A 16,819-nucleotide genomic window follows, 5' to 3' on the forward strand; every position below is an offset into this window, starting at 1 on the left:
AGGTTGAGAGGTTCGGCCTCGGCGAACCGGCTCTGCTCACGATACAATGCGGCGAGGTTGTTGACCGATAAAAGCGTATCGGGGTGCAGTGAAAATGACTACGCGGACCGTGGCAATCGGGCATCCCACGCTGCGGCTCGTCCGCTGGCAAATAGGGGAGTGGGCGCTTGACGGAATCGCGCCGGGCGCGTGGTGCGACGCCTGATCGGACGCGACAGAGTTTCACCGACGGGATTGACGCCTATCGTCCGATCCGCTTCCTAGGCCCGCGATCCAAAGATGCAGGGGAAACCAATGTTCAAGCGCCTTGTTCTCGTCTCGATCCTTTTCGCCGCGCCAGCCATGGCGGAGCGGCAGGAGTACCGGGTGCTGACCGGCGGCAACGATGTCGGCCACCTGATCGCCGAGGTCGATCCCGGCCGGATCACGATCGATTACGATTACAAGAATAACGGCCGCGGCCCGACGATCGCCGAGACAATCGTGACCGATGATGCCGGTTACCCGACGCGCTGGGAAATCGAAGGCGCCACGACCTTCGGCAACCCGGTTGACGAGGAATTCACGCTGACCGCCGATGGGGCCCGCTGGCGCGACGCGACCGGTGAAGGCACGGCGCCCGCTAGCGAGGCGCGCTTTTATGTCCCGCAAGGCGGCAGCCCGCTTGCCGCGGCGATGCTGGCGCGACTGCTCCTGGCCGACGAAGATCGCGCCATGCCCGTGCTGCCGGGCGGCACGGCGACGCTGACGCCGCATGCGACGGCGACATTCCAAGGTGCGGACGGCCCCGTCGAAGCGACGACCTATGAACTGGGCGGGCTCGATCTCAATCCCAGCTATCTGACACTCGATAGCGATGGCGACCTTTTCGCGATCGCCAGTCCCCGTTTCGCGATCATCCGCGCTGGTTACGAAGCCGCCGACCAGCAGCTTCGCGACTATGCGCAGCAGCTTTCGACCGAACGGTTCGTTCGCATCCAGGCCGAGGCTGCGCACGATTATGAAGGCCCCGTCCGCGTCCGGAACGTCTACGTCTTCGAGCCCGAAACGATGACGCGTGAGGGACCCGTCGCCGTCGTGTGGAACGGCGAACGGATCGCGGGCGTGCAGCCCAACGACGCGCCGGCGACCGAAGGCGAGACGGTGTTCGACGGCGCCGGAGGCACGCTGGTTCCCGGCATGTATGAGATGCACGGACATATTTCCCAGAACGTGGCGCTGCTCAATATCGCTGCCGGCGTCACCTCGGTGCGCGACATGGGGAACGAGAACGACGTGCTCGATGGGCTGATTGAGCGCATCGAGGACGGCACGATCGCCGGCCCGCGCATCACCCGCAGTGGTTTTATCGAGGGGATGAGCGAATTCAGCTCGCAGACCGGCGAGCTGGTCGAGACCGAGGAGGAGGCGCTCGATCAGGTCCGCTGGTATGCCGCGCGCGGCTATCATCAGGTCAAGCTCTACAACTCAATGACACCCGAATGGGCACCCGCCCTGGTCGAGGAGGCGCACCGCCTCGGCCTGCGCGTCGCCGGTCATGTCCCGGCCTTTTCGAACGCCAATGCGATGATCGAGGCCGGGTTCGACGAACTCACCCATATCAACCAGGTGATGCTGGGCTGGGTGCTCGAACCCGAAGAGGACACGCGTACGTTGCTGCGGCTGACGGCACTCGATCGCCTGCCCGCGCTCGACCTGTCGAGCGCGCCGGTGCAGCGCACGCTCGATATGATGGCCGAGAACGGCGTTGCAATCGATCCGACCATCGCGATCCATGAAAGCCTGCTGCTCGGCCGCAACGGCGAAATTTCGCCCGGATTCGTCGACATCTACGATCATATGCCGGTGGGTGAACAGCGCAGCTTGCGCGAGGCATGGGCCGATGTTTCCGCCGAAGGGGCCGACGAGCGCTATCGCGGCGCTTTCGACCAGGTGGTGCGCACGATTTCGATGATGCGCGAACGCGGGATATTCATCGTGCCCGGCACCGATATGGGCGGCTCCTTCACCTATCACCGCGAGCTCGAACTGTTCGAACGCGCCGGCTACACCGCGCCTGAAGTGCTGCGGCTGGCGACGCTCGGCATGGCCGAATATCTGGGACAGGACGAGGATCTGGGTTCTATCGCGGGCGGCAAATATGCCGATTTCTTCCTGGTGCCGGGCAACCCGCTCGAGGACTTATCGGCGATCAAGAGCATCGCCATGGTCGTCGCCAACGGCACCGTCTATTTCCCGTCCGAGATCTATCCCAATTTCGGTATCCGCCCCTTTGCGGAAGCGCCGAGCGAAGTGACAGCGGACTGATCCCGGCCGGTCGTTAAGGAGGCTGGTAATGGTGCTGTCAGTCTAGGGCAAAGCGCTCCGGCGTCCCGCCAAAGCCGCGGTCCGAATCAATCCTGCGGATGCTGCTCGCCTGGCGGCTGCTGGCGGGAGCGTATGGCGAGCTCAATCCTACGAGCTGAATGTCGGCTTTGGCGCGTTAACGGCCGGAAGCTGACAGTCCGCAACCCACTCAGAAGCGGAACCCAATTGCGCTTAGCGCTGAGCCGAAGACCGGTCAGGCTGCTGTGTCGGATCGCCAGCCTAAACCGGCCGGTCAGCAGACGACCCATTTGCGGACATTGGCTAGTCGAGGCTATCGAGCAGGTTCGGACAGAGCGCGACGGGCGATCACCCCATAATTCGAAGGGAGTTAGACGATAGCTATGCAACGAGTGCCAGCCGATGCACCGAAGGCTTGAAGTGAGCGATAAAGGAAATTGCCGGGCTGGGGCGCCACAGGATTATGTTCACGGTCACCTGGCGCGCGCCAGCGAAGCCCTGGAAGCTAGGGACTCCGAGCGTGCACTTGCGGAAGCGGAAGCGGCGCTCGGACTGATGCCTGCATATCTGCCCGCGCTCAAAGCAAAGGCCGCAGCGTTGTTACAGAAAGGCGATGCCGAGGCCGCCTCGTCGTTGCTTGCGCAATTGCTGAGCGAGAGTCCCGACGATGTCGACCTTCTTTCTCGTCTCGGGGCGGCATTGCGTGCCTCCGGCGCTCCGGACGAAGCCGATGCCGTGTACGCTCGCGTGACGACGCTTGACCCGGGCCGGAAACCCGCATGGATCGCGCGGATCGTGCATGCGACGCAGGCCCGCGATGTCGAATCGGCTCTTTGTCTGTGCGACGAGGCGGGTGAGCATTTTCCTGGCGACACGGAGCTGGCCAGACGGCGGGCGGAGTTGCTGCGGCGGCTGGGCCGGACCGAAGAGGCGGTGGCGGCGTTCGACGCGCTGATGGCGCTGGATCCCGGCGACCCGAACGCAATCCTCGACCTTGCCGAGGGGCGGCTCGCCACAGGGCAGGTAGACAATGCCATTTCCGGCTTTCGCGGTGTCCTGAAGGACGAACCAGGAAACGTTCGAGCAGTGAGCGGACTCGCCGAGGCGCTGGAGACGATCGGCGATGGCGCGAAGGCGCTCGTACTTCTTGAGGAGGCGTGTCTGGCGGACGAGCCGCCCGTGGCCCCCGAACACCGCCCTGTTATTGCCATGGCCTATAGCGAGCTGGCGTCCCGCGTGTCGCGCACCGAACGGATCGAGGAGGCTATGGCGCTGGCGGCGCAGGGGATCGACACTTTGAACAGTGCCGCATTGGTCCGGCTCGCGAATCTGGCGCAAAGTCGCCGGGCTGATGACATATTCGCGCGGGCCATCGCGCGAATGGCAAAGTTTGATCCCCTGCCGCTCCCGGCGGCGGTCTTGTTGCTCAAGACTGCCGACCGGATCGGTCGTCGCGCGCTGGCCAAGAGTGTCGGGGACATGATCGCCGCGCGCATCGTCGAGCGCGATCGCCTGCGGTTTCTGAAGACCCGCGCGCTCCTTCTCGATGGCCCGGACGCGGCCTTCAAGGAATTGCGCACGTCCACCGGGCCCAGCCGTTCGGCCGAAGAGGCGCGGTTGGTTGCCGAAGCGATGATCGAGGCGGGGTCCAGCCAGCTGGCCTATCGCTATCTTCGCGCGTGCCGCCGGCAATGGCCCGATACAATGCGAATTGGCCGTGTATTCGTGCGTGCCTGCATATTGACGGGACGCGAGGATGAAGCCCTGGCGGCCGTCGATCGGCTAGAGATGCGGCACGGGGCGTCGCTTTCCCACGTGCGATATGGCGTGTTGCTCGAGGCGGGGCGCAAACATGATGCTGCCGAACTCGCCAGCGAAATGGCGGGAACCGAGGGACCGCAGCCCGAACCGATGCAGATGATGCGGATGGCGCTCTCATTGGGCCAGCTCGAGGAGGCGGAGGCGCAGATTCCCGCGCTGGTGTCCGCAAATGGTCCCGGCCCGCAGAGCGCGACGGCCTTCCGCACGACGCAGCTCGGCCAGATGATCAACGAGATGAAGATCCACGCCCATTTCGGCCAAGCCGAGCCGGACCGCGATATCGACAATTTCTTCTATCCCGCCATGAAGGTTGTGGAGCAGCAAATGGCCTCTGCGCCGGTCCTCGCCATTCCGCCCCGCGATGCCCCGCGCACCATTCCCCGGCGTGTCCTCCAATATTGGGATACGCCGGACGCGCCCGAAGAGGTCGAGATGCTTATGGCGAGTTGGGGGGATGCGCGGGGCTGGGACTATGAGCGGTTCGACAAGGCACGCGCCAAGGCGTTCCTGCGCGACGAATTCGGCGAAGACCATGTCCGCGCCTTCCGCATCGCGAACAATATCGCCGAACAGTGCGACCTGCTGCGCCTGTGCCTGCTCTACCGGCTGGGCGGCGTTTATGCCGATGCCGACGACAGGCTGACGGGCGATCTCGATATGCTGACGCGCAGCGCCACCGGGCTCATCCTGTTCGTCGAGCCGATGGGCGCGATCTCGAATAATGTAATCTGCGGCGCGCCGGAACATCCGGTCATCGGCCTCGCGCTCGAAAAGGCGCTCGCCTCGATCCTCGCGCGCGAGAACGATTCAACCTGGGCCAAGACGGGGCCAGGCCTGATCACGCGCGTCGCGGCCCGGCACATTGTCGATGCGCGGGAAAGCGGGGAGCCGGTTCGCTTCTGCCTGCGGAAAAGGTCGGACCTGCGGCGGCACGTCCATCCGCATGTCAAACTGTCTTACAAGTCGAGCGCGTCCTACTGGAACGCAACGCGCGACGATACGCCCCGCGTCCTTCGCGAAACGCTCGAACAGCTATCGGAAGGCTGACGCGGCCGGGCGGGGTACCCGGCCGGCGCCAAGGTTTCTCTATGCGGCGGCCCTAATGCCAAGCCGCTCGCGAAGTTGTTGCGGGACCAGCCGCGCCGCCGACACGCGCGGCATCTCGAGCGAGGGGATCGTCGCCTCGTCGCCATAGAGCGCTTCATATTCGGCGAAATTGTCGAAGCGGCGGCGCGTGACATGATCGACGAAGGTTTCCGCCGGCGCGCCTTCGGCCAGGATGATGTCCTGCGCCTCGGTCTCGACATGGTAATAGGTCACGCTCTCGGGCAGCGTGTCGAACGGCTCCCATGCGATGCTGGTTCCGTTCACGATCGCGCCGGCGTTGACCAACATCCCGTCGATAAGGAGCGCGTGATCGGCGGTCAGCACGAGATCGCGTTTCGGCAAGCCGCCGCCGAGCGCCCCCGCCTTCACCCGCACCGGAACGAAGCGTTCGCTCGGCGTAAACGTCTTGCTGACAGTCTGTCGGCCGACCCATTTGACGGGCACCGATTTGCCATTGGCGGTCAACACCATGTCGCCGATCGCGAGCGTCTCGACCGCGCATTCGCCGTCCGGCGTTGCGATCATCGTCCCGGCGGCGAAGCAGACCGTGAAATCGCCGGGGTTGACCGTTGCCAAGTTTATTGAGGGAGGGAAACCACCGAAGGATGCGCTGGGCACGGGAGAAAATACAAGATTGGTACCGCTAAACGAAAATACCACAATGCAGATCTGGCCGTTGATATTGATCGTTCCACCGAAATTCCCGATGGCAATGCCATTGCGGAATATCAGCTCCCCGTTCTCGAAGACCGAACCTCCGTCATTGTCGGTAATGACGAAATTGTCCTCATTGGTGCCGATACGCGACGTGCTCAGATACTCGCCGGTGCTGCTGACCGAATAGGTTGCCATGTATTCCCCCTTGAAATTGGCGCAAGCAAGCGCGTCAGCGCTCGCTTCTAAAAACGCGGCAGGCCACCGCGCACTCTGAATGATCGGGGTCGCGCTCGGATACGCGAATGAGGACAACCCAGAACCAGTCCGACGCACTTGTCATCTTGGCTGCAGTCGTCACCCGGAGCCGCAACATGCACTACGCCGCTCCCCGAATCGCGGCCTAGGCTAACGGCCCGGGACCCAAACGCAAGAACGGGCGCAAAAATTTTCTGATCTTGTCCAAGGGGTTGAGCTGTACCGGAGCGCGAAATACTCTCGATCGCTTTCCTGACAGCGTGTCAATCGCCCGGCTGGCTACCGGACGAGGCGATATGCACCTCAAGCGGCTCGTTTGCTCAGCCGCTCGCGAAGTTGTTGCGGCACCAACCGTGCGGCGGACACGCGCGGCATATCAAGCGAGGCAATCATTGCCTCGTCGCCATAGAGCGCTTCATATTCGGCGAAATTGTCGAAGCGGCGGCGCGTGACATGATCGACGAAGGTTTCCGCCGGCGCGCCTTCGGCCAGCATGATCGTGCCAGCGAAGGTGCCGACATTCGACCCGCCGATGAACATGGTATCGCCGACTTCGAACGTCCCGTCCGGCTCGTTGTCTGTAATCGTATTCGTGCCGTTGACTTCGGCGACGAACGTCGCGGTATCGCCGCTGAACGAGTAGATGCCCTGATCGACGAATGTGAAGCTTGCCATTTTCGATCCCCCCTTGAATTCACAAAGAGACGGTCAGGCACGTTCATGCAAGCGGAAACGCAAAAAAAACCGGGCGGTGTCGCAAGTTCACCTGAAAGAGTACCGTCGAGAACAGGTTCGCGAACGCGGACGTCCGCTTTCCACCCAATGGCTGACATTGGAATGGATTTTCAGAAGCGCTGGAAGCGGTCGGGCAGCTTTTGGGCATGGCTTAATGATGCTCGAACGGTCGAGACCAGGATAAATGCGGCCCGGAATCTCATTGGCCGTTCCCTTTTGTGCCGGAAGCCCGGCGAGCGCGAATGGCTCAAAAACCTTGTAAAAAGTTATGTTTTACTATGTTCTGTCGGTCGTCCGCCGACGGCCTCCGAGCGACAGCGTCGACTACGGCCTGCCGCATAAAGATGCTATGGTGTGCCGATGCCTGATAACGCACATGTCCTTGCGCCAATATCCGCGCTTCAGATGCACCGCATCGACGCCGAGCGGATGGCTTCACTGCTGAGTTACGCCGAGATGTATGCGCTGGCCGTCATGTTCCTGGATTGGGCGCTCAACGATCCGAACATCGATCCCGAACGTCGGACGGGGGTTATGCTCCGAGCCGTCGACTTCGAGCGCCTTGCCGACCATTGTGGGCCGCATTGGCGGCCCACCGACCCGGCCGATGGGAAAGACGTCATCCAGTTCATCGCGACGGCGCAGCTCGATCATATGCTCAGACGATCATAGTCCGCGAACTCGCGCTCCCGAAATGGTCCGCCAAATCCTGTCTGAACTTCAATCGTCCAGCAGGTCTGCGCAGGTTCTCTCCTGCGGTCTGTGACCCATCCATGTTTCGTCCATGCAAGGTTGTTTTGCGTACGGCGCATGCAGTGCGTCGCACGGATGGTCGTCGCCGCGCAGGTACGTGTGTCTGTCGCTGCCAACATGCGGCAAACTAGCGCGACGCTGATATTGTCAAATGTCCCGCGCACATACAGCGGCTTCGACCGGTCGAAGCTGTCACCAACCCAGCTAGACTTCTGTCGTGCTGCTTGACCGATATTCTGAGACGTACCGGCTCGCTTTCCTATGATAACACCTTGAGGACTGCGAGGCCGGCTGAAGGCACCGGCACGATCCTTCATTTCGCCTTTGAGCGCATATTCGACCACGCGTTCGATGTTCGACAGGTAGAGCTCCCATCCTTGCGCGCCGGAGGCGCCGCGAACCGAGCGGGTCAGCACGCAGCCGGTCTTGTAGCGCCGGCCGGTGATCCGCTTCAGGATGGCAAGGTGACGTTTGCGGAGCTGCGCGCCGGGCGGCAGGTGGAAAAGCAGATGGAGGTGCGAGCCGGTATGGGACGAGCGTTCGCGGGCCCAGATACTGGCGGTGTTGTGCCCCTGTCGCTTCAGCCATTCGCGAAACGATTTCATGAATGATGAAATCGCCTCGGTCGCCCGGTGATCCGCGACGCCAAGAGCTTCGAGGTTGATCGTCATGTGGCGGTTGAGGGGCAGGCCGATCGACGAAGCGAACCGGGCTGCCTGACGAAGATTGTCGGCCGTGGACGATTTGATCGACTGCGATTGCCGGTCGGCAAAGTTCCGCGCCCCGCCGCGGCCGGTGCCGGCCGCCCGGACGACCACCGGACGCGATTTTGCCGAGTACTCGACTCGGTTCCCTAGGTTAGCATGCGCCATGCCAGTTTCTCCAACTCTGCTGATTTCTGCGAAGAGGACGTGGATTTCAAAAGGGGCTTGCTGGCCACCAGAACCGAAATCGCACGCCAGTTTCAAACAAGGGCGAGGATGAAGCGGAGCGCCGACCAACGGTCGCCGCTCCGCTACTCCTCTTGGTTGAGGCTCTGCAGCGCCAGGAGGAGCGTTTTGGCGTCCGCAAGCGAGAGGCTGATCCCGTGTCCCGTGGCGCGAATTCCATCCACCCACTCACGGATGTCGAGACGCTTGCGACCGTGAAACTCGCGCATTCCGACGATCACGAAAATGTTCTTGCGGCCCGGCTTCTTCCATACCGCCAGGATCTGTTCGTGATCGCGTTCGCCATCAGGATCGGGCGGCAGGCCGAATGGACTGGCCTTCCGCTCGTGCTTTGGGGTATGAGGGATGGTCGCGTTAGCAAAACCGACACCTTCAGCCCCGGTCGCGGTTGCAGCCGCGCCGGGGCCTTTTACCTTACGTTTCATTACGCTGCCGCCTGTAGCCGTTCGACGAACCGCTCGATGCTCGCCACCGTCACCAGCCGGCGGCGGCCGACCGTAACTGTATCAAGATCGCCGTCGTTAATCACGGCGTACAACTTGCTGCGCCCGACCCCGAGCACCTTGGCGGTGTCTGCAATGGACAAAAGTTTGGGTTCCATGGTGATTCTCCGTTGTTCACACGCCGCTATTGGCGGCGTCGAAAACGGATAGGAGGCGCGAGCTGGCCCTCGAAGGGTAGGGAATTTTTTAAGTTTTACCCTTTCGAGCGATAGGGAGCGATTTGGTGAATCTCGTCATCCGTGAAATCGCACAATCCCTTTAATTCAAGCTCGCTGCATTGGTCGCTAGAAAGCGCCGCAAATAACGATCCGTTGTCACGAGCTATCCTGCGCCCGAGGCTGTAAGCCGTATTCGCCACATCTGATTTAAGATTGGTCCAGCCTGACCCGGTTCGCAGCGATGGAAATTCGATCTCTTCCGATTCGATTTGATTGAGAATGCGCTCTTTATCATCGTTAGCGCGAAGCCGGGTCAATATGTACGACGACACCGCCGCGGCTCTGAGGATCAGCCTCTCTTCATTCATTTCACGGCGTCTTTTCGCTCGAAGTTCGCTCCACCGACGTCTCCGAAACTCCAACTTCCATTTTGACGACATCAGTCGGTCGGTGGTCAAATTCTCAAGTAAGTGTATTTGCTCTCGCGTGAACACGGATCGAAGCGCGCGATACGCCGCAAACAGCTTTGCGCGATTGGACCGGTCTTCTGACCACGCTCCGCAAATATCGACAATTTTGACGAGCACAAGCACATCCGGCAGGGCATTCAATGCCTTTCTCTGCCTGAGTGTCAGCTTGGGATGCAGCGACGAATGGAAGCGAACTCCTCCCTGATGTTTCACAGGATCGAACGTTTCGTCATCGCTGGCCGACATAGTATCCCCAATCGTTCATGAGCCCACGTCGCCGCTCCAGAAAGTCGGTACGCCGATAGGCGGCCTCGACCGCGTTGGGCACGGTGTGCGCCAGCGCTGCCTCCGCAACCTCTCCCGGCTGGTCGGAACACTCAGCGGCCCAGTCGCGAAACGAAGAGCGGAACCCATGGACCGTGTATGGTTCGCCTTGGTCGCGCAGGATTTTGAGCAAGGTCATGTCGGAAAGCGCCTTGCCGCGTTTCTGCCCTGGAAACACCAGCTGCGTATCGGCAATGCGCAGTGCGGCAGCGCGCTTGAACAGGTCGAGCGCTTGCGCGGATAAGGGAATGGCGTGCGACCGCCCGGCCTTCATCCGGCCGGCGGGGATCGTCCAGAGCCTCGCATCGAGATCAATCTCGTCCCAGCATGCGCCCCGGATTTCGCCGGAACGGCAGGCCGTAAGAATCAATGCCTCAAGCGCTAACGCGCCAAAGCTCTCTATTTCGCGCAATTTGGTAACGAACCGCGGTACATCGGCATAAGGCATCGCCTTGAACCGGCCGGTCTTCTTCGGTTGCGAAGGGAGCCCCTTCGCGACCGCACGCATAGGTGCCTCGCTCGCGCGCCAACCACGCGCATGGGCGAAGTCGAGTACCGCGCCGATGCGCTGCTTGACCCTGCGCGCGGTCTCGGGCTTTTGCAGCCAGATCGGAGAGAGCACATCGACGATCATCGGACCATCGATCACATCGAGCGTCATGTCGCCGATGCGCGGAAAGGCGTAGGATCTAAGCGTGTTGATCCACTGGTCGCGATGTTTGCCGTTCTTCCAGGTCTTGTAATGGGCGCTATGATAATCGACTGCAGCCATTCGAAACGTCTTATTGCGCGATGCCTCCTTGCGCCGCTCAGCCAGCGGATCGAGGCCTTTGCGCACCATCCGACAAAGCCGGCGGGCTTCGTCGCGCGCTTCCGAAAGCGTGACGTCGCGTTCCGAGCCGAGACCGAAATCACGCCTTCGGCCGTGATGCTGGACTCGCAGCACCCAGCTTTTAGAACCCGATTTGGTGACATTGAGCATCAATCCCGCGCCATCGACGTACCGGCCGGGTGCTTTGATCGACTTGATCCGTGTGACAGTCAGCTTTGTCACGCCAACCTCATTCCAACATTCATACCCACACCATGGGTCGGCTGATGGTAATCGTCAATGCATGGCAACAGCTGCCAGTGGATTAATTATTCCAGCATTTCAGTGGAAAAGGCGGATATCGACGGATACAGGTGAGCGCTGGGCTGGCGGACACGGAGGGATTCGAACCCTCGATACGAGTAATCCCCGTATGCCGGTTTAGCAAACCGGTGGTTTCAGCCACTCACCCACGTGTCCTGGCCGAGCCGAGCAAGCGCCTATAGCGATGCCCGGTTAAGCGATCAATATCGCTTGGCAATTCGCCGTCGATCGGCGGCGAAAAGCGCGAAAATCCCCAGCGCGACTCGTTTCGGCGCGCAATCGACTCGGCTCGTCCCGCGCGCGATTGCGCCGGATTCGGCCAAGGCGTTTAGAATGAGCCGCTTCATTCGGGGGAGACGGCTCATGGCCAGATCACGCTTATTCGCATTCATCGCCGCGCTGGGCGCGCTTTCGCTCGGGTCCGCTCCTGCGCTTTCGCAGATCGACAGTGTCGATCCGGACATGGCGATGCAGTCGCCGGCCGCCAGCGACGTTAGCGACGCCGATTATGGCGGCTATGGCAGCGAAACCGATACGGGCGATTCCGGCGGCGATTATGGCTGGGACGCGGGCGCCGCGACCGAGGCCGATACGACGGTCGCCGCCGACCCAGCCTATATCCCGCCGGACACCCCGGGCAACGAGACCGGTGCCGATTACGGCACGAGCGAGACCTACGATTATGGCAATTACGGCAGCGATGACCCCTATCAGGGATCGGCCGGCACCAATGTCGCGACGACCGCGACCAACCCTGCCGCTCCCGCCGGCAGCGAGACCACTTATCAGCGCGACGATCTGATCGCGGCCGCAGGCGGCCTGTTCGGCGACGGCGCCGAAGGGCTGGCACGGATGATCGAGAACATCCTCGAAGAGCAGGGCGAGCCGAATGGCTATATCATCGGCCGCGAGGCGGGCGGCGCCTTCATCTTCGGGCTGCGCTACGGATCGGGCACGCTGTTCCACCGCGTCGAGGGCGAACAGCCCGTCTACTGGACCGGCCCGTCGATCGGTTTCGATGTCGGCGCGAACGGCGCGTCGACCTTCGTGCTCGTCTACAATCTCTACGACACGAACGAGCTGTTCCAGCGCTTTCCCGCGGTCGAGGGCGATGCCTATTTCATCGGCGGGGTCACGGCGAGCTATCTGCGCTCGGGCGACAAGGTGCTGATCCCGATCCGCGTCGGTGCGGGCCTGCGGCTGGGCGCCAATATCGGCTATATGAATTTCAGCCGGAACAGACGCTGGTTGCCGTTCTAGATTGTCGGAACCTCGCTAGTGCGAGGTCGCCGCAATCGATTTGACTTGTCAGACCTTGGCTATCGCCAAGGCGCCGCACCAGCCCGCACCCCCGCCCGGCCTCCCACATTAGTATCCTGAATGGGAGGCCGGGTGGGGGTGCGGGCTGGTGCGGCGCTCGACCAATAGGTCGAGTCTGACATTCAAAACATCCCCTATCCCTTTCACAACAATTTCCGGGTAGCGCCACCTTCGCCGCGCGCGTAACGCCGCGCCCATGGAGCAGCAGGGCAACAGCAGGGCGGGCTATGCGTTCGGGGTCGGGGTCTACCTCGTCTGGGGCCTCGTACCGATCTATTTCAAGCTGCTCGATCATGTCGGTGCGATCGAGATCGTCGCGCACCGGATCATCTGGTCGGTGCCGTTCCTGCTCCTGCTGCTGGCCCTGATCGGCCGGATCGGGCATTTGCGCGCGGCGATGTTGAACGGGCGACTGATCGGGACGCTGGCCGTGTCGGCGGTGCTGATCGCGATCAACTGGCTCGTCTATATCTACGCCGTCACGACCGAGCATATCGTTGCCGCGAGCCTGGGCTATTTCCTCAACCCATTCGTCAATATCGCGCTCGGAACGCTGCTGCTGGGTGAGAGGCTTCGGCCGGCAGCGAAGGTCGCGATCTTCGTGGCGGCGGTGGGGGTTTCCATCCTCGCCGTGTCCGCGCTGGACACGCTCTGGATCAGCCTGACGCTCGCCTGCTCGTTCGGGCTTTACGGCTATGTCCGCAAGGTGACCGAGGTCGGTGCCATCGAGGGGCTGGCGGTCGAAACGGGTATCCTTGCGCCGCTCTTCGTCATCTACCTGATCTGGCTTGCGGGAAATGGAGGCCTCGATTTCGCACGGTTCGGCGCGCCGACGGTCGGGCTGTTGCTCGGCGCGGCGCTCGTCACGTCCATCCCGCTGATGCTGTTCGCCGCCGCGGCGCGCCGGCTGACGCTCACGACATTGGGCTTCATCCAGTATCTCGCGCCGAGCCTCGCCTTCATCATCGGCGTCGTCATCTACGACGAGCCGCTGAACTGGGGCCAGATCGTCTGTTTCGGCCTGATCTGGACCGCGATCGCGATCTTCGTCGCCGACAATTACCGGGCCGCCAGAAAGAGGCGCGCGGTCCGGACGGCGCCTGTCTAGAGGAGGTGCCAGCGGAGCGTTTCGCCGGCATGGAAGGGCACAAGGCTTTCTTCGCCTGCGGGCAATGTCTCGGGCACATCCGTCGCCGCGCGCTCCAGCGTCACCGACCCCTTATTGAGCGGCAGGCCGTAAAATCGCGGGCCGTGTTCGCTGGCGAAGGCTTCGAACCGGTCGAGCGCGCCTTCCTCCTCGAACACGCCGAGATAGCTTTCGAGCGCAAAGGGGGCGTTGAAGATGCCCGCGCAGCCGCAATCGCTCTCCTTGGCGGATTTGTCGTGCGGGGCGCTGTCGGTGCCGAGGAAGAATTTGGGCAAGCCGGAAACCGCCGCCTTGCGAACCGCCACCCGGTGATGCTCGCGCTTGGCGACGGGCAGGCAATAGGCATGCGGGCGCAGGCCGCCGGCGAAGAGCGCGTTGCGGTTGATCCGGATATGCTGCGGCGTGATTGTCGCGGCGACGGTGTCTGGCGAATCGGCGACGAACTGCGCCGCCTCGGTCGTGGTGATATGCTCGAGCACGATCTTCAGCGCGGGAAAATCGCGCACGAGCGGCTCGAGCGTGCGCTCGATGAACACCGCCTCGCGATCGAAGATGTCGACATCGCCGCTCGTCACCTCGCCATGGATGCACAGCACCATGCCGATGTCCTGCATCCGCTCGAAGACGGCGGTAAGATTGGCGACATCGGTGACGCCATGGGCCGAGTTGGTCGTCGCATTGGCGGGGTAGAGCTTGGCGGCGGTGAAGACGCCTTCGCCATGGCCGCGCGCGATCTCGTCCGGGTCGATATCGTCGGTCAGATAGGCGGTCATCAGCGGCGTGAAATCGGCGTCCTCGGGAAGGGCGGCCATGATTCGGTCGCGATAGGCCTTCGCCGCCTCGACCGTCGTCACCGGCGGCGAAAGGTTGGGCATCACGATGGCGCGCGCGAATTGCCGCGCCGTATAGGGCAGCACGGCTTCGAGCATCGCGCCGTCGCGCAGGTGTAGGTGCCAGTCGTCGGGGCGGCGGATGGTGAGGGTTTCGGTCACGGCGCTTCCCTTTGCACGGGTCGCTTCCTAATTGAAGAGCATGACCGCAACCACCCTTGCCGACCGCACTGTGATCCGCCTTTCGGGAGAGGATGTCCGCGACTTCCTCCAGGGGCTCGTGACGACCGATATCGCCGGGCTGAGCGAAGACGCGCCGGTCTGGACGGGCCTTTTGACGGCGCAGGGCAAGGCGCTGTTCGATTTCCTCGTCTGGTCCGATGGCGACGACTTGCTGCTCGATTGCGAAGCCCAGGCGGCGGGTGATCTGGCGAAGCGGCTGAGCCTCTATCGCTTGCGACGCAAGATCGAGATCGGCGTCGACGACAGTCTTGCCGTGCATTGGGCGAAGGAAGCGCACGGCAAACCCGTCGACCCGCGCCTCCCGGAACTCGGCCATCGCTGGCTCGCCGCGCCCGAGGGCGGCGATGCGTCGGCCGAATGGCGCGCCCATCGGCTTTCGCTCGGCGTCCCCGAAGGCATGGCCGAACTCGGCAGCGACAAGACGCTCTGGCTCGAATGCAATGCCGAGGAACTGAACGGCGTCGATTACAAGAAGGGCTGCTATGTTGGGCAGGAGAACACCGCCCGCATGCATTATCGCAACAAGGTCAACCGCCGCCTGGTCGTCGTCCCGCTGGGCGAGGCGGACGAGAAGCGGCAGCGGATCGCCTATCCCGGTCTCGGCCTGTCGGTCGAACATCGCCGTGTCGAGGACATGGCGGGGCTCGAGCTTCCGGACTGGCAGGCGCGGGCGATCGCTGCATCAGAAAATAATAATTGATATTCTTTATCTCTTATCATAAAACTGTCTCATAACGGTGATACACGAATTGCCGAACAGGAGGCAGAACCATGGCCCGACCGCAAACCGATCATGACGAGATGCGCGAACAGCTGCTCGATTGCGCCGAGCAGATCATCCGCGAACGCGGCCCCGTCGCGCCGACCGTGACGGAGATCGCGGCGAAGTGCGGCATGTCGCAATCTAACGTCTACCGCTTCTTCCCGAACAAGGATGCGCTGTTCGAAGCGTCGGTCGAGCGCTGGTTCGCGCCGTTCAACGACATCATGGACGAGGTCGTCGAGAGCGATCTTGAGCCGCGTGAAAAGCTCTTCCAGTTCTTCGCCCGCCGCGCCGCGCTCAAGGCCGCGCGATACGAAGAGGATCCCGACTATTTCCAGTCGTGCATGACGCTGGGCGAGGAATATTCCGACGTGGTCATGGGCTATATCGACCTGGCCGACCATTATATGGCGATTATCCTCGGCGAGGCGATCAGCGCCGGCTATTTCGCCGGAATGACGATCGATCAGCTCGTATCCCCGGTGAATCTGATGCTCCAGCCCTATTGCGATCCGGAGCTGACGATGCGCTACCCGACCGCGACGGAGAAGAACCTGCGGATCATCGTCGATACGATCTTCGACGGGCTGCGCGGCGATCGCGAAGTGCAGAAGTCGGAGCCGCTGCGGCTGGCGAGTTAGCTCGCCCGGCCGCGGCAGGTTTCGATCACGCGCGACAGATTGTCGTCGGGCGCGGGCATCAGCAGCGGCTCTGCCCCCTCGACCAGGATGCCGAACGGTTCGGCAATAAAGGCCAGCGTTTCGACGAACGGATCGTCGAGCGCCATCCGCGCCTCGATCCGGGGCAATTCGCCTTCCGAAGCGCGCGCCGTGTAGCGGCTTTGCCCGCTTTCGGCGACGACGCGCATTTCGGTGGCATCGTCGGATGGCAGCGCGCCGGCGCGGGACAGGACCAGCTCGCCGGTCGCGCCATCGCAGGCGAGCGTAAAGACCCCGTCGGTGTTCGGCTGCCCGAAGGTCGCGCGCGGGCCGTAATCCTCCGTCACATCGGCGTTGTAGAACCATTGGCCGACATCGGGTTCGCCGGTCAGCAGTTCGATCGCCGGATCATCGGCGCCTTCGACCGGCGAGGCCACGATGTCGGGCCCATCGGACGGCTGCACTGTATCGTCCGAGCAGCCGGCAAGCAAAAGCGTCGCGGCAAGCGCGGCGGAGAGCGTGGAGCGAATCATGATCATCTCCCGTTGGTTTCGGGGGTTCGGGCGCACGCCAATTGAGGCGCCGGGGCATTCATCGCCACTTATGTGGCCAGCCCCGGCCCGAGCGTCAACGGGGGCACGGTCATCCGCCGTTCACAACCGAA

The 16,819-nt window shown here is 62.5% G+C and carries 16 protein-coding genes, 1 tRNA gene and 1 pseudogene; 8 read left to right on the forward strand and 10 right to left on the reverse strand.

Going from position 1 to position 16,819, the window contains the following annotated elements:
* Positions 1-103: 103 nt before the first annotated feature.
* The 3 genes and pseudogenes from Q0139_RS05330 to Q0139_RS05340 all read left to right on the forward strand — a co-directional run.
* A pseudogene (locus tag Q0139_RS05330) lies at positions 104-205 on the forward strand (pseudouridine synthase); the annotation flags it as partial.
* An 89-nt stretch (positions 206-294) separates the two neighbouring features.
* Positions 295-2,307 (forward strand): amidohydrolase family protein, encoded by a 2,013-nt coding sequence (locus Q0139_RS05335; RefSeq protein ID WP_298018564.1) that lies wholly within the window; start codon positions 295-297, stop codon positions 2,305-2,307.
* Between the two features lie 573 nt (positions 2,308-2,880).
* Positions 2,881-5,193: a tetratricopeptide repeat protein gene (locus Q0139_RS05340; protein WP_298018567.1), complete on the forward strand. Its 2,313-nt coding sequence runs from the start codon at positions 2,881-2,883 to the stop codon at positions 5,191-5,193.
* Between the two features lie 39 nt (positions 5,194-5,232).
* On the opposite strand, the gene Q0139_RS05345 is transcribed toward Q0139_RS05340, so the two are convergent.
* Both Q0139_RS05345 and Q0139_RS05350 read right to left on the reverse strand, forming a co-directional pair.
* Positions 5,233-6,105, reverse strand: a complete 873-nt coding sequence (locus tag Q0139_RS05345; RefSeq protein ID WP_298018570.1) for a Hint domain-containing protein — start codon at positions 6,103-6,105, stop codon at positions 5,233-5,235.
* Between the two features lie 363 nt (positions 6,106-6,468).
* Positions 6,469-6,840, reverse strand: a complete 372-nt coding sequence (locus Q0139_RS05350) for a hypothetical protein (RefSeq protein WP_298018573.1) — start codon at positions 6,838-6,840, stop codon at positions 6,469-6,471.
* Between the two features lie 465 nt (positions 6,841-7,305).
* Here Q0139_RS05350 and Q0139_RS05355 point away from each other — a divergent pair, with 465 nt between their 5' ends.
* Entirely contained in the window at positions 7,306-7,572 is a 267-nt protein-coding gene (locus Q0139_RS05355; RefSeq protein WP_298018576.1) for a hypothetical protein, read from the forward strand.
* On the opposite strand, the gene Q0139_RS05360 is transcribed toward Q0139_RS05355, so the two are convergent.
* From Q0139_RS05360 to Q0139_RS05385, 6 genes are all read right to left on the reverse strand, one after another.
* Positions 7,551-8,525 carry a hypothetical protein gene (locus Q0139_RS05360; protein ID WP_298018579.1) on the reverse strand — a complete coding sequence of 325 codons (975 nt, stop codon included), beginning with the start codon at positions 8,523-8,525 and terminating at the stop codon, positions 7,551-7,553. The genes Q0139_RS05355 and Q0139_RS05360 overlap by 22 nt on opposite strands.
* A 143-nt stretch (positions 8,526-8,668) precedes the next feature.
* Positions 8,669-9,028, reverse strand: a complete 360-nt coding sequence (locus tag Q0139_RS05365) for a transcriptional coactivator p15/PC4 family protein (protein WP_298018581.1) — start codon at positions 9,026-9,028, stop codon at positions 8,669-8,671.
* Entirely contained in the window at positions 9,028-9,204 is a 177-nt protein-coding gene (locus tag Q0139_RS05370; RefSeq protein ID WP_298018583.1) for a helix-turn-helix domain-containing protein, read from the reverse strand. The genes Q0139_RS05365 and Q0139_RS05370 overlap by 1 nt, the downstream gene beginning before the upstream one ends.
* A 95-nt stretch (positions 9,205-9,299) precedes the next feature.
* Positions 9,300-9,980: a hypothetical protein gene (locus tag Q0139_RS05375; RefSeq protein WP_298018585.1), complete on the reverse strand. Its 681-nt coding sequence runs from the start codon at positions 9,978-9,980 to the stop codon at positions 9,300-9,302.
* A complete protein-coding gene (locus tag Q0139_RS05380; RefSeq protein WP_298018588.1) occupies positions 9,964-11,112 on the reverse strand; it encodes a site-specific integrase in 1,149 nt (382 codons plus the stop codon). The genes Q0139_RS05375 and Q0139_RS05380 overlap by 17 nt, the downstream gene beginning before the upstream one ends.
* Before the next feature lie 144 nt (positions 11,113-11,256).
* Positions 11,257-11,349 (reverse strand) — tRNA-Ser (locus Q0139_RS05385).
* A 207-nt stretch (positions 11,350-11,556) separates the two neighbouring features.
* On the opposite strand from Q0139_RS05385, the gene Q0139_RS05390 reads away from it, so the two are divergent.
* Positions 11,557-12,453 carry a DUF1134 domain-containing protein gene (locus Q0139_RS05390; RefSeq protein WP_298018591.1) on the forward strand — a complete coding sequence of 299 codons (897 nt, stop codon included), beginning with the start codon at positions 11,557-11,559 and terminating at the stop codon, positions 12,451-12,453.
* 256 nt (positions 12,454-12,709) lie between these two features.
* On the forward strand, positions 12,710-13,621 hold the full coding sequence (gene rarD / locus Q0139_RS05395; protein ID WP_298018594.1) for an EamA family transporter RarD: 912 nt from the start codon (positions 12,710-12,712) through the stop codon (positions 13,619-13,621).
* On the opposite strand, the gene pyrC is transcribed toward rarD, so the two are convergent.
* The gene (pyrC, locus tag Q0139_RS05400; RefSeq protein WP_298018598.1) at positions 13,618-14,652 is read right to left on the reverse strand and encodes a dihydroorotase; all 1,035 of its coding nucleotides are present in this window, start codon (positions 14,650-14,652) and stop codon (positions 13,618-13,620) included. The genes rarD and pyrC overlap by 4 nt on opposite strands.
* Before the next feature lie 40 nt (positions 14,653-14,692).
* On the opposite strand from pyrC, the gene Q0139_RS05405 reads away from it, so the two are divergent.
* Entirely contained in the window at positions 14,693-15,433 is a 741-nt protein-coding gene (locus Q0139_RS05405; protein ID WP_298018601.1) for a folate-binding protein, read from the forward strand.
* Positions 15,434-15,504: 71 nt separating this feature from the next.
* Positions 15,505-16,137, forward strand: coding sequence for a TetR/AcrR family transcriptional regulator (locus tag Q0139_RS05410; protein WP_298018604.1), 633 nt, complete (start codon positions 15,505-15,507; stop codon positions 16,135-16,137).
* Here Q0139_RS05410 and Q0139_RS05415 read toward each other — a convergent pair.
* Positions 16,134-16,688, reverse strand: coding sequence for a hypothetical protein (locus Q0139_RS05415; RefSeq protein ID WP_298018607.1), 555 nt, complete (start codon positions 16,686-16,688; stop codon positions 16,134-16,136). The genes Q0139_RS05410 and Q0139_RS05415 overlap by 4 nt on opposite strands.
* Positions 16,689-16,819: the final 131 nt, after the last annotated feature.

It is taken from the genome of uncultured Parasphingopyxis sp. (genome assembly GCF_937129435.1).
In the GTDB taxonomy this organism is placed as follows: domain Bacteria; phylum Pseudomonadota; class Alphaproteobacteria; order Sphingomonadales; family Sphingomonadaceae; genus Parasphingopyxis.

Bases quoted from the DNA above. Each gene is read 5' to 3' on its own strand.
- Q0139_RS05405 (WP_298018601.1), top strand. From the start codon at position 14,693: ATGACCGCAACCACCCTTGCCGACCGCACTGTGATCCGCCTTTCGGGA.
- Q0139_RS05390 (WP_298018591.1), top strand. From the start codon at position 11,557: ATGGCCAGATCACGCTTATTCGCATTCATCGCCGCGCTGGGCGCGCTT.
- Q0139_RS05350 (WP_298018573.1), bottom strand. From the start codon at position 6,840: ATGGCAAGCTTCACATTCGTCGATCAGGGCATCTACTCGTTCAGCGGC.
- Q0139_RS05335 (WP_298018564.1), top strand. From the start codon at position 295: ATGTTCAAGCGCCTTGTTCTCGTCTCGATCCTTTTCGCCGCGCCAGCC.
- Q0139_RS05370 (WP_298018583.1), bottom strand. From the start codon at position 9,204: ATGGAACCCAAACTTTTGTCCATTGCAGACACCGCCAAGGTGCTCGGG.
- Q0139_RS05375 (WP_298018585.1), bottom strand. From the start codon at position 9,980: ATGTCGGCCAGCGATGACGAAACGTTCGATCCTGTGAAACATCAGGGA.
- Q0139_RS05360 (WP_298018579.1), bottom strand. From the start codon at position 8,525: ATGGCGCATGCTAACCTAGGGAACCGAGTCGAGTACTCGGCAAAATCG.
- Q0139_RS05410 (WP_298018604.1), top strand. From the start codon at position 15,505: ATGGCCCGACCGCAAACCGATCATGACGAGATGCGCGAACAGCTGCTC.
- Q0139_RS05340 (WP_298018567.1), top strand. From the start codon at position 2,881: ATGCCTGCATATCTGCCCGCGCTCAAAGCAAAGGCCGCAGCGTTGTTA.
- Q0139_RS05345 (WP_298018570.1), bottom strand. From the start codon at position 6,105: ATGGCAACCTATTCGGTCAGCAGCACCGGCGAGTATCTGAGCACGTCG.
- rarD (WP_298018594.1), top strand. From the start codon at position 12,710: ATGGAGCAGCAGGGCAACAGCAGGGCGGGCTATGCGTTCGGGGTCGGG.
- Q0139_RS05355 (WP_298018576.1), top strand. From the start codon at position 7,306: ATGCACCGCATCGACGCCGAGCGGATGGCTTCACTGCTGAGTTACGCC.
- Q0139_RS05415 (WP_298018607.1), bottom strand. From the start codon at position 16,688: ATGATTCGCTCCACGCTCTCCGCCGCGCTTGCCGCGACGCTTTTGCTT.
- Q0139_RS05365 (WP_298018581.1), bottom strand. From the start codon at position 9,028: ATGAAACGTAAGGTAAAAGGCCCCGGCGCGGCTGCAACCGCGACCGGG.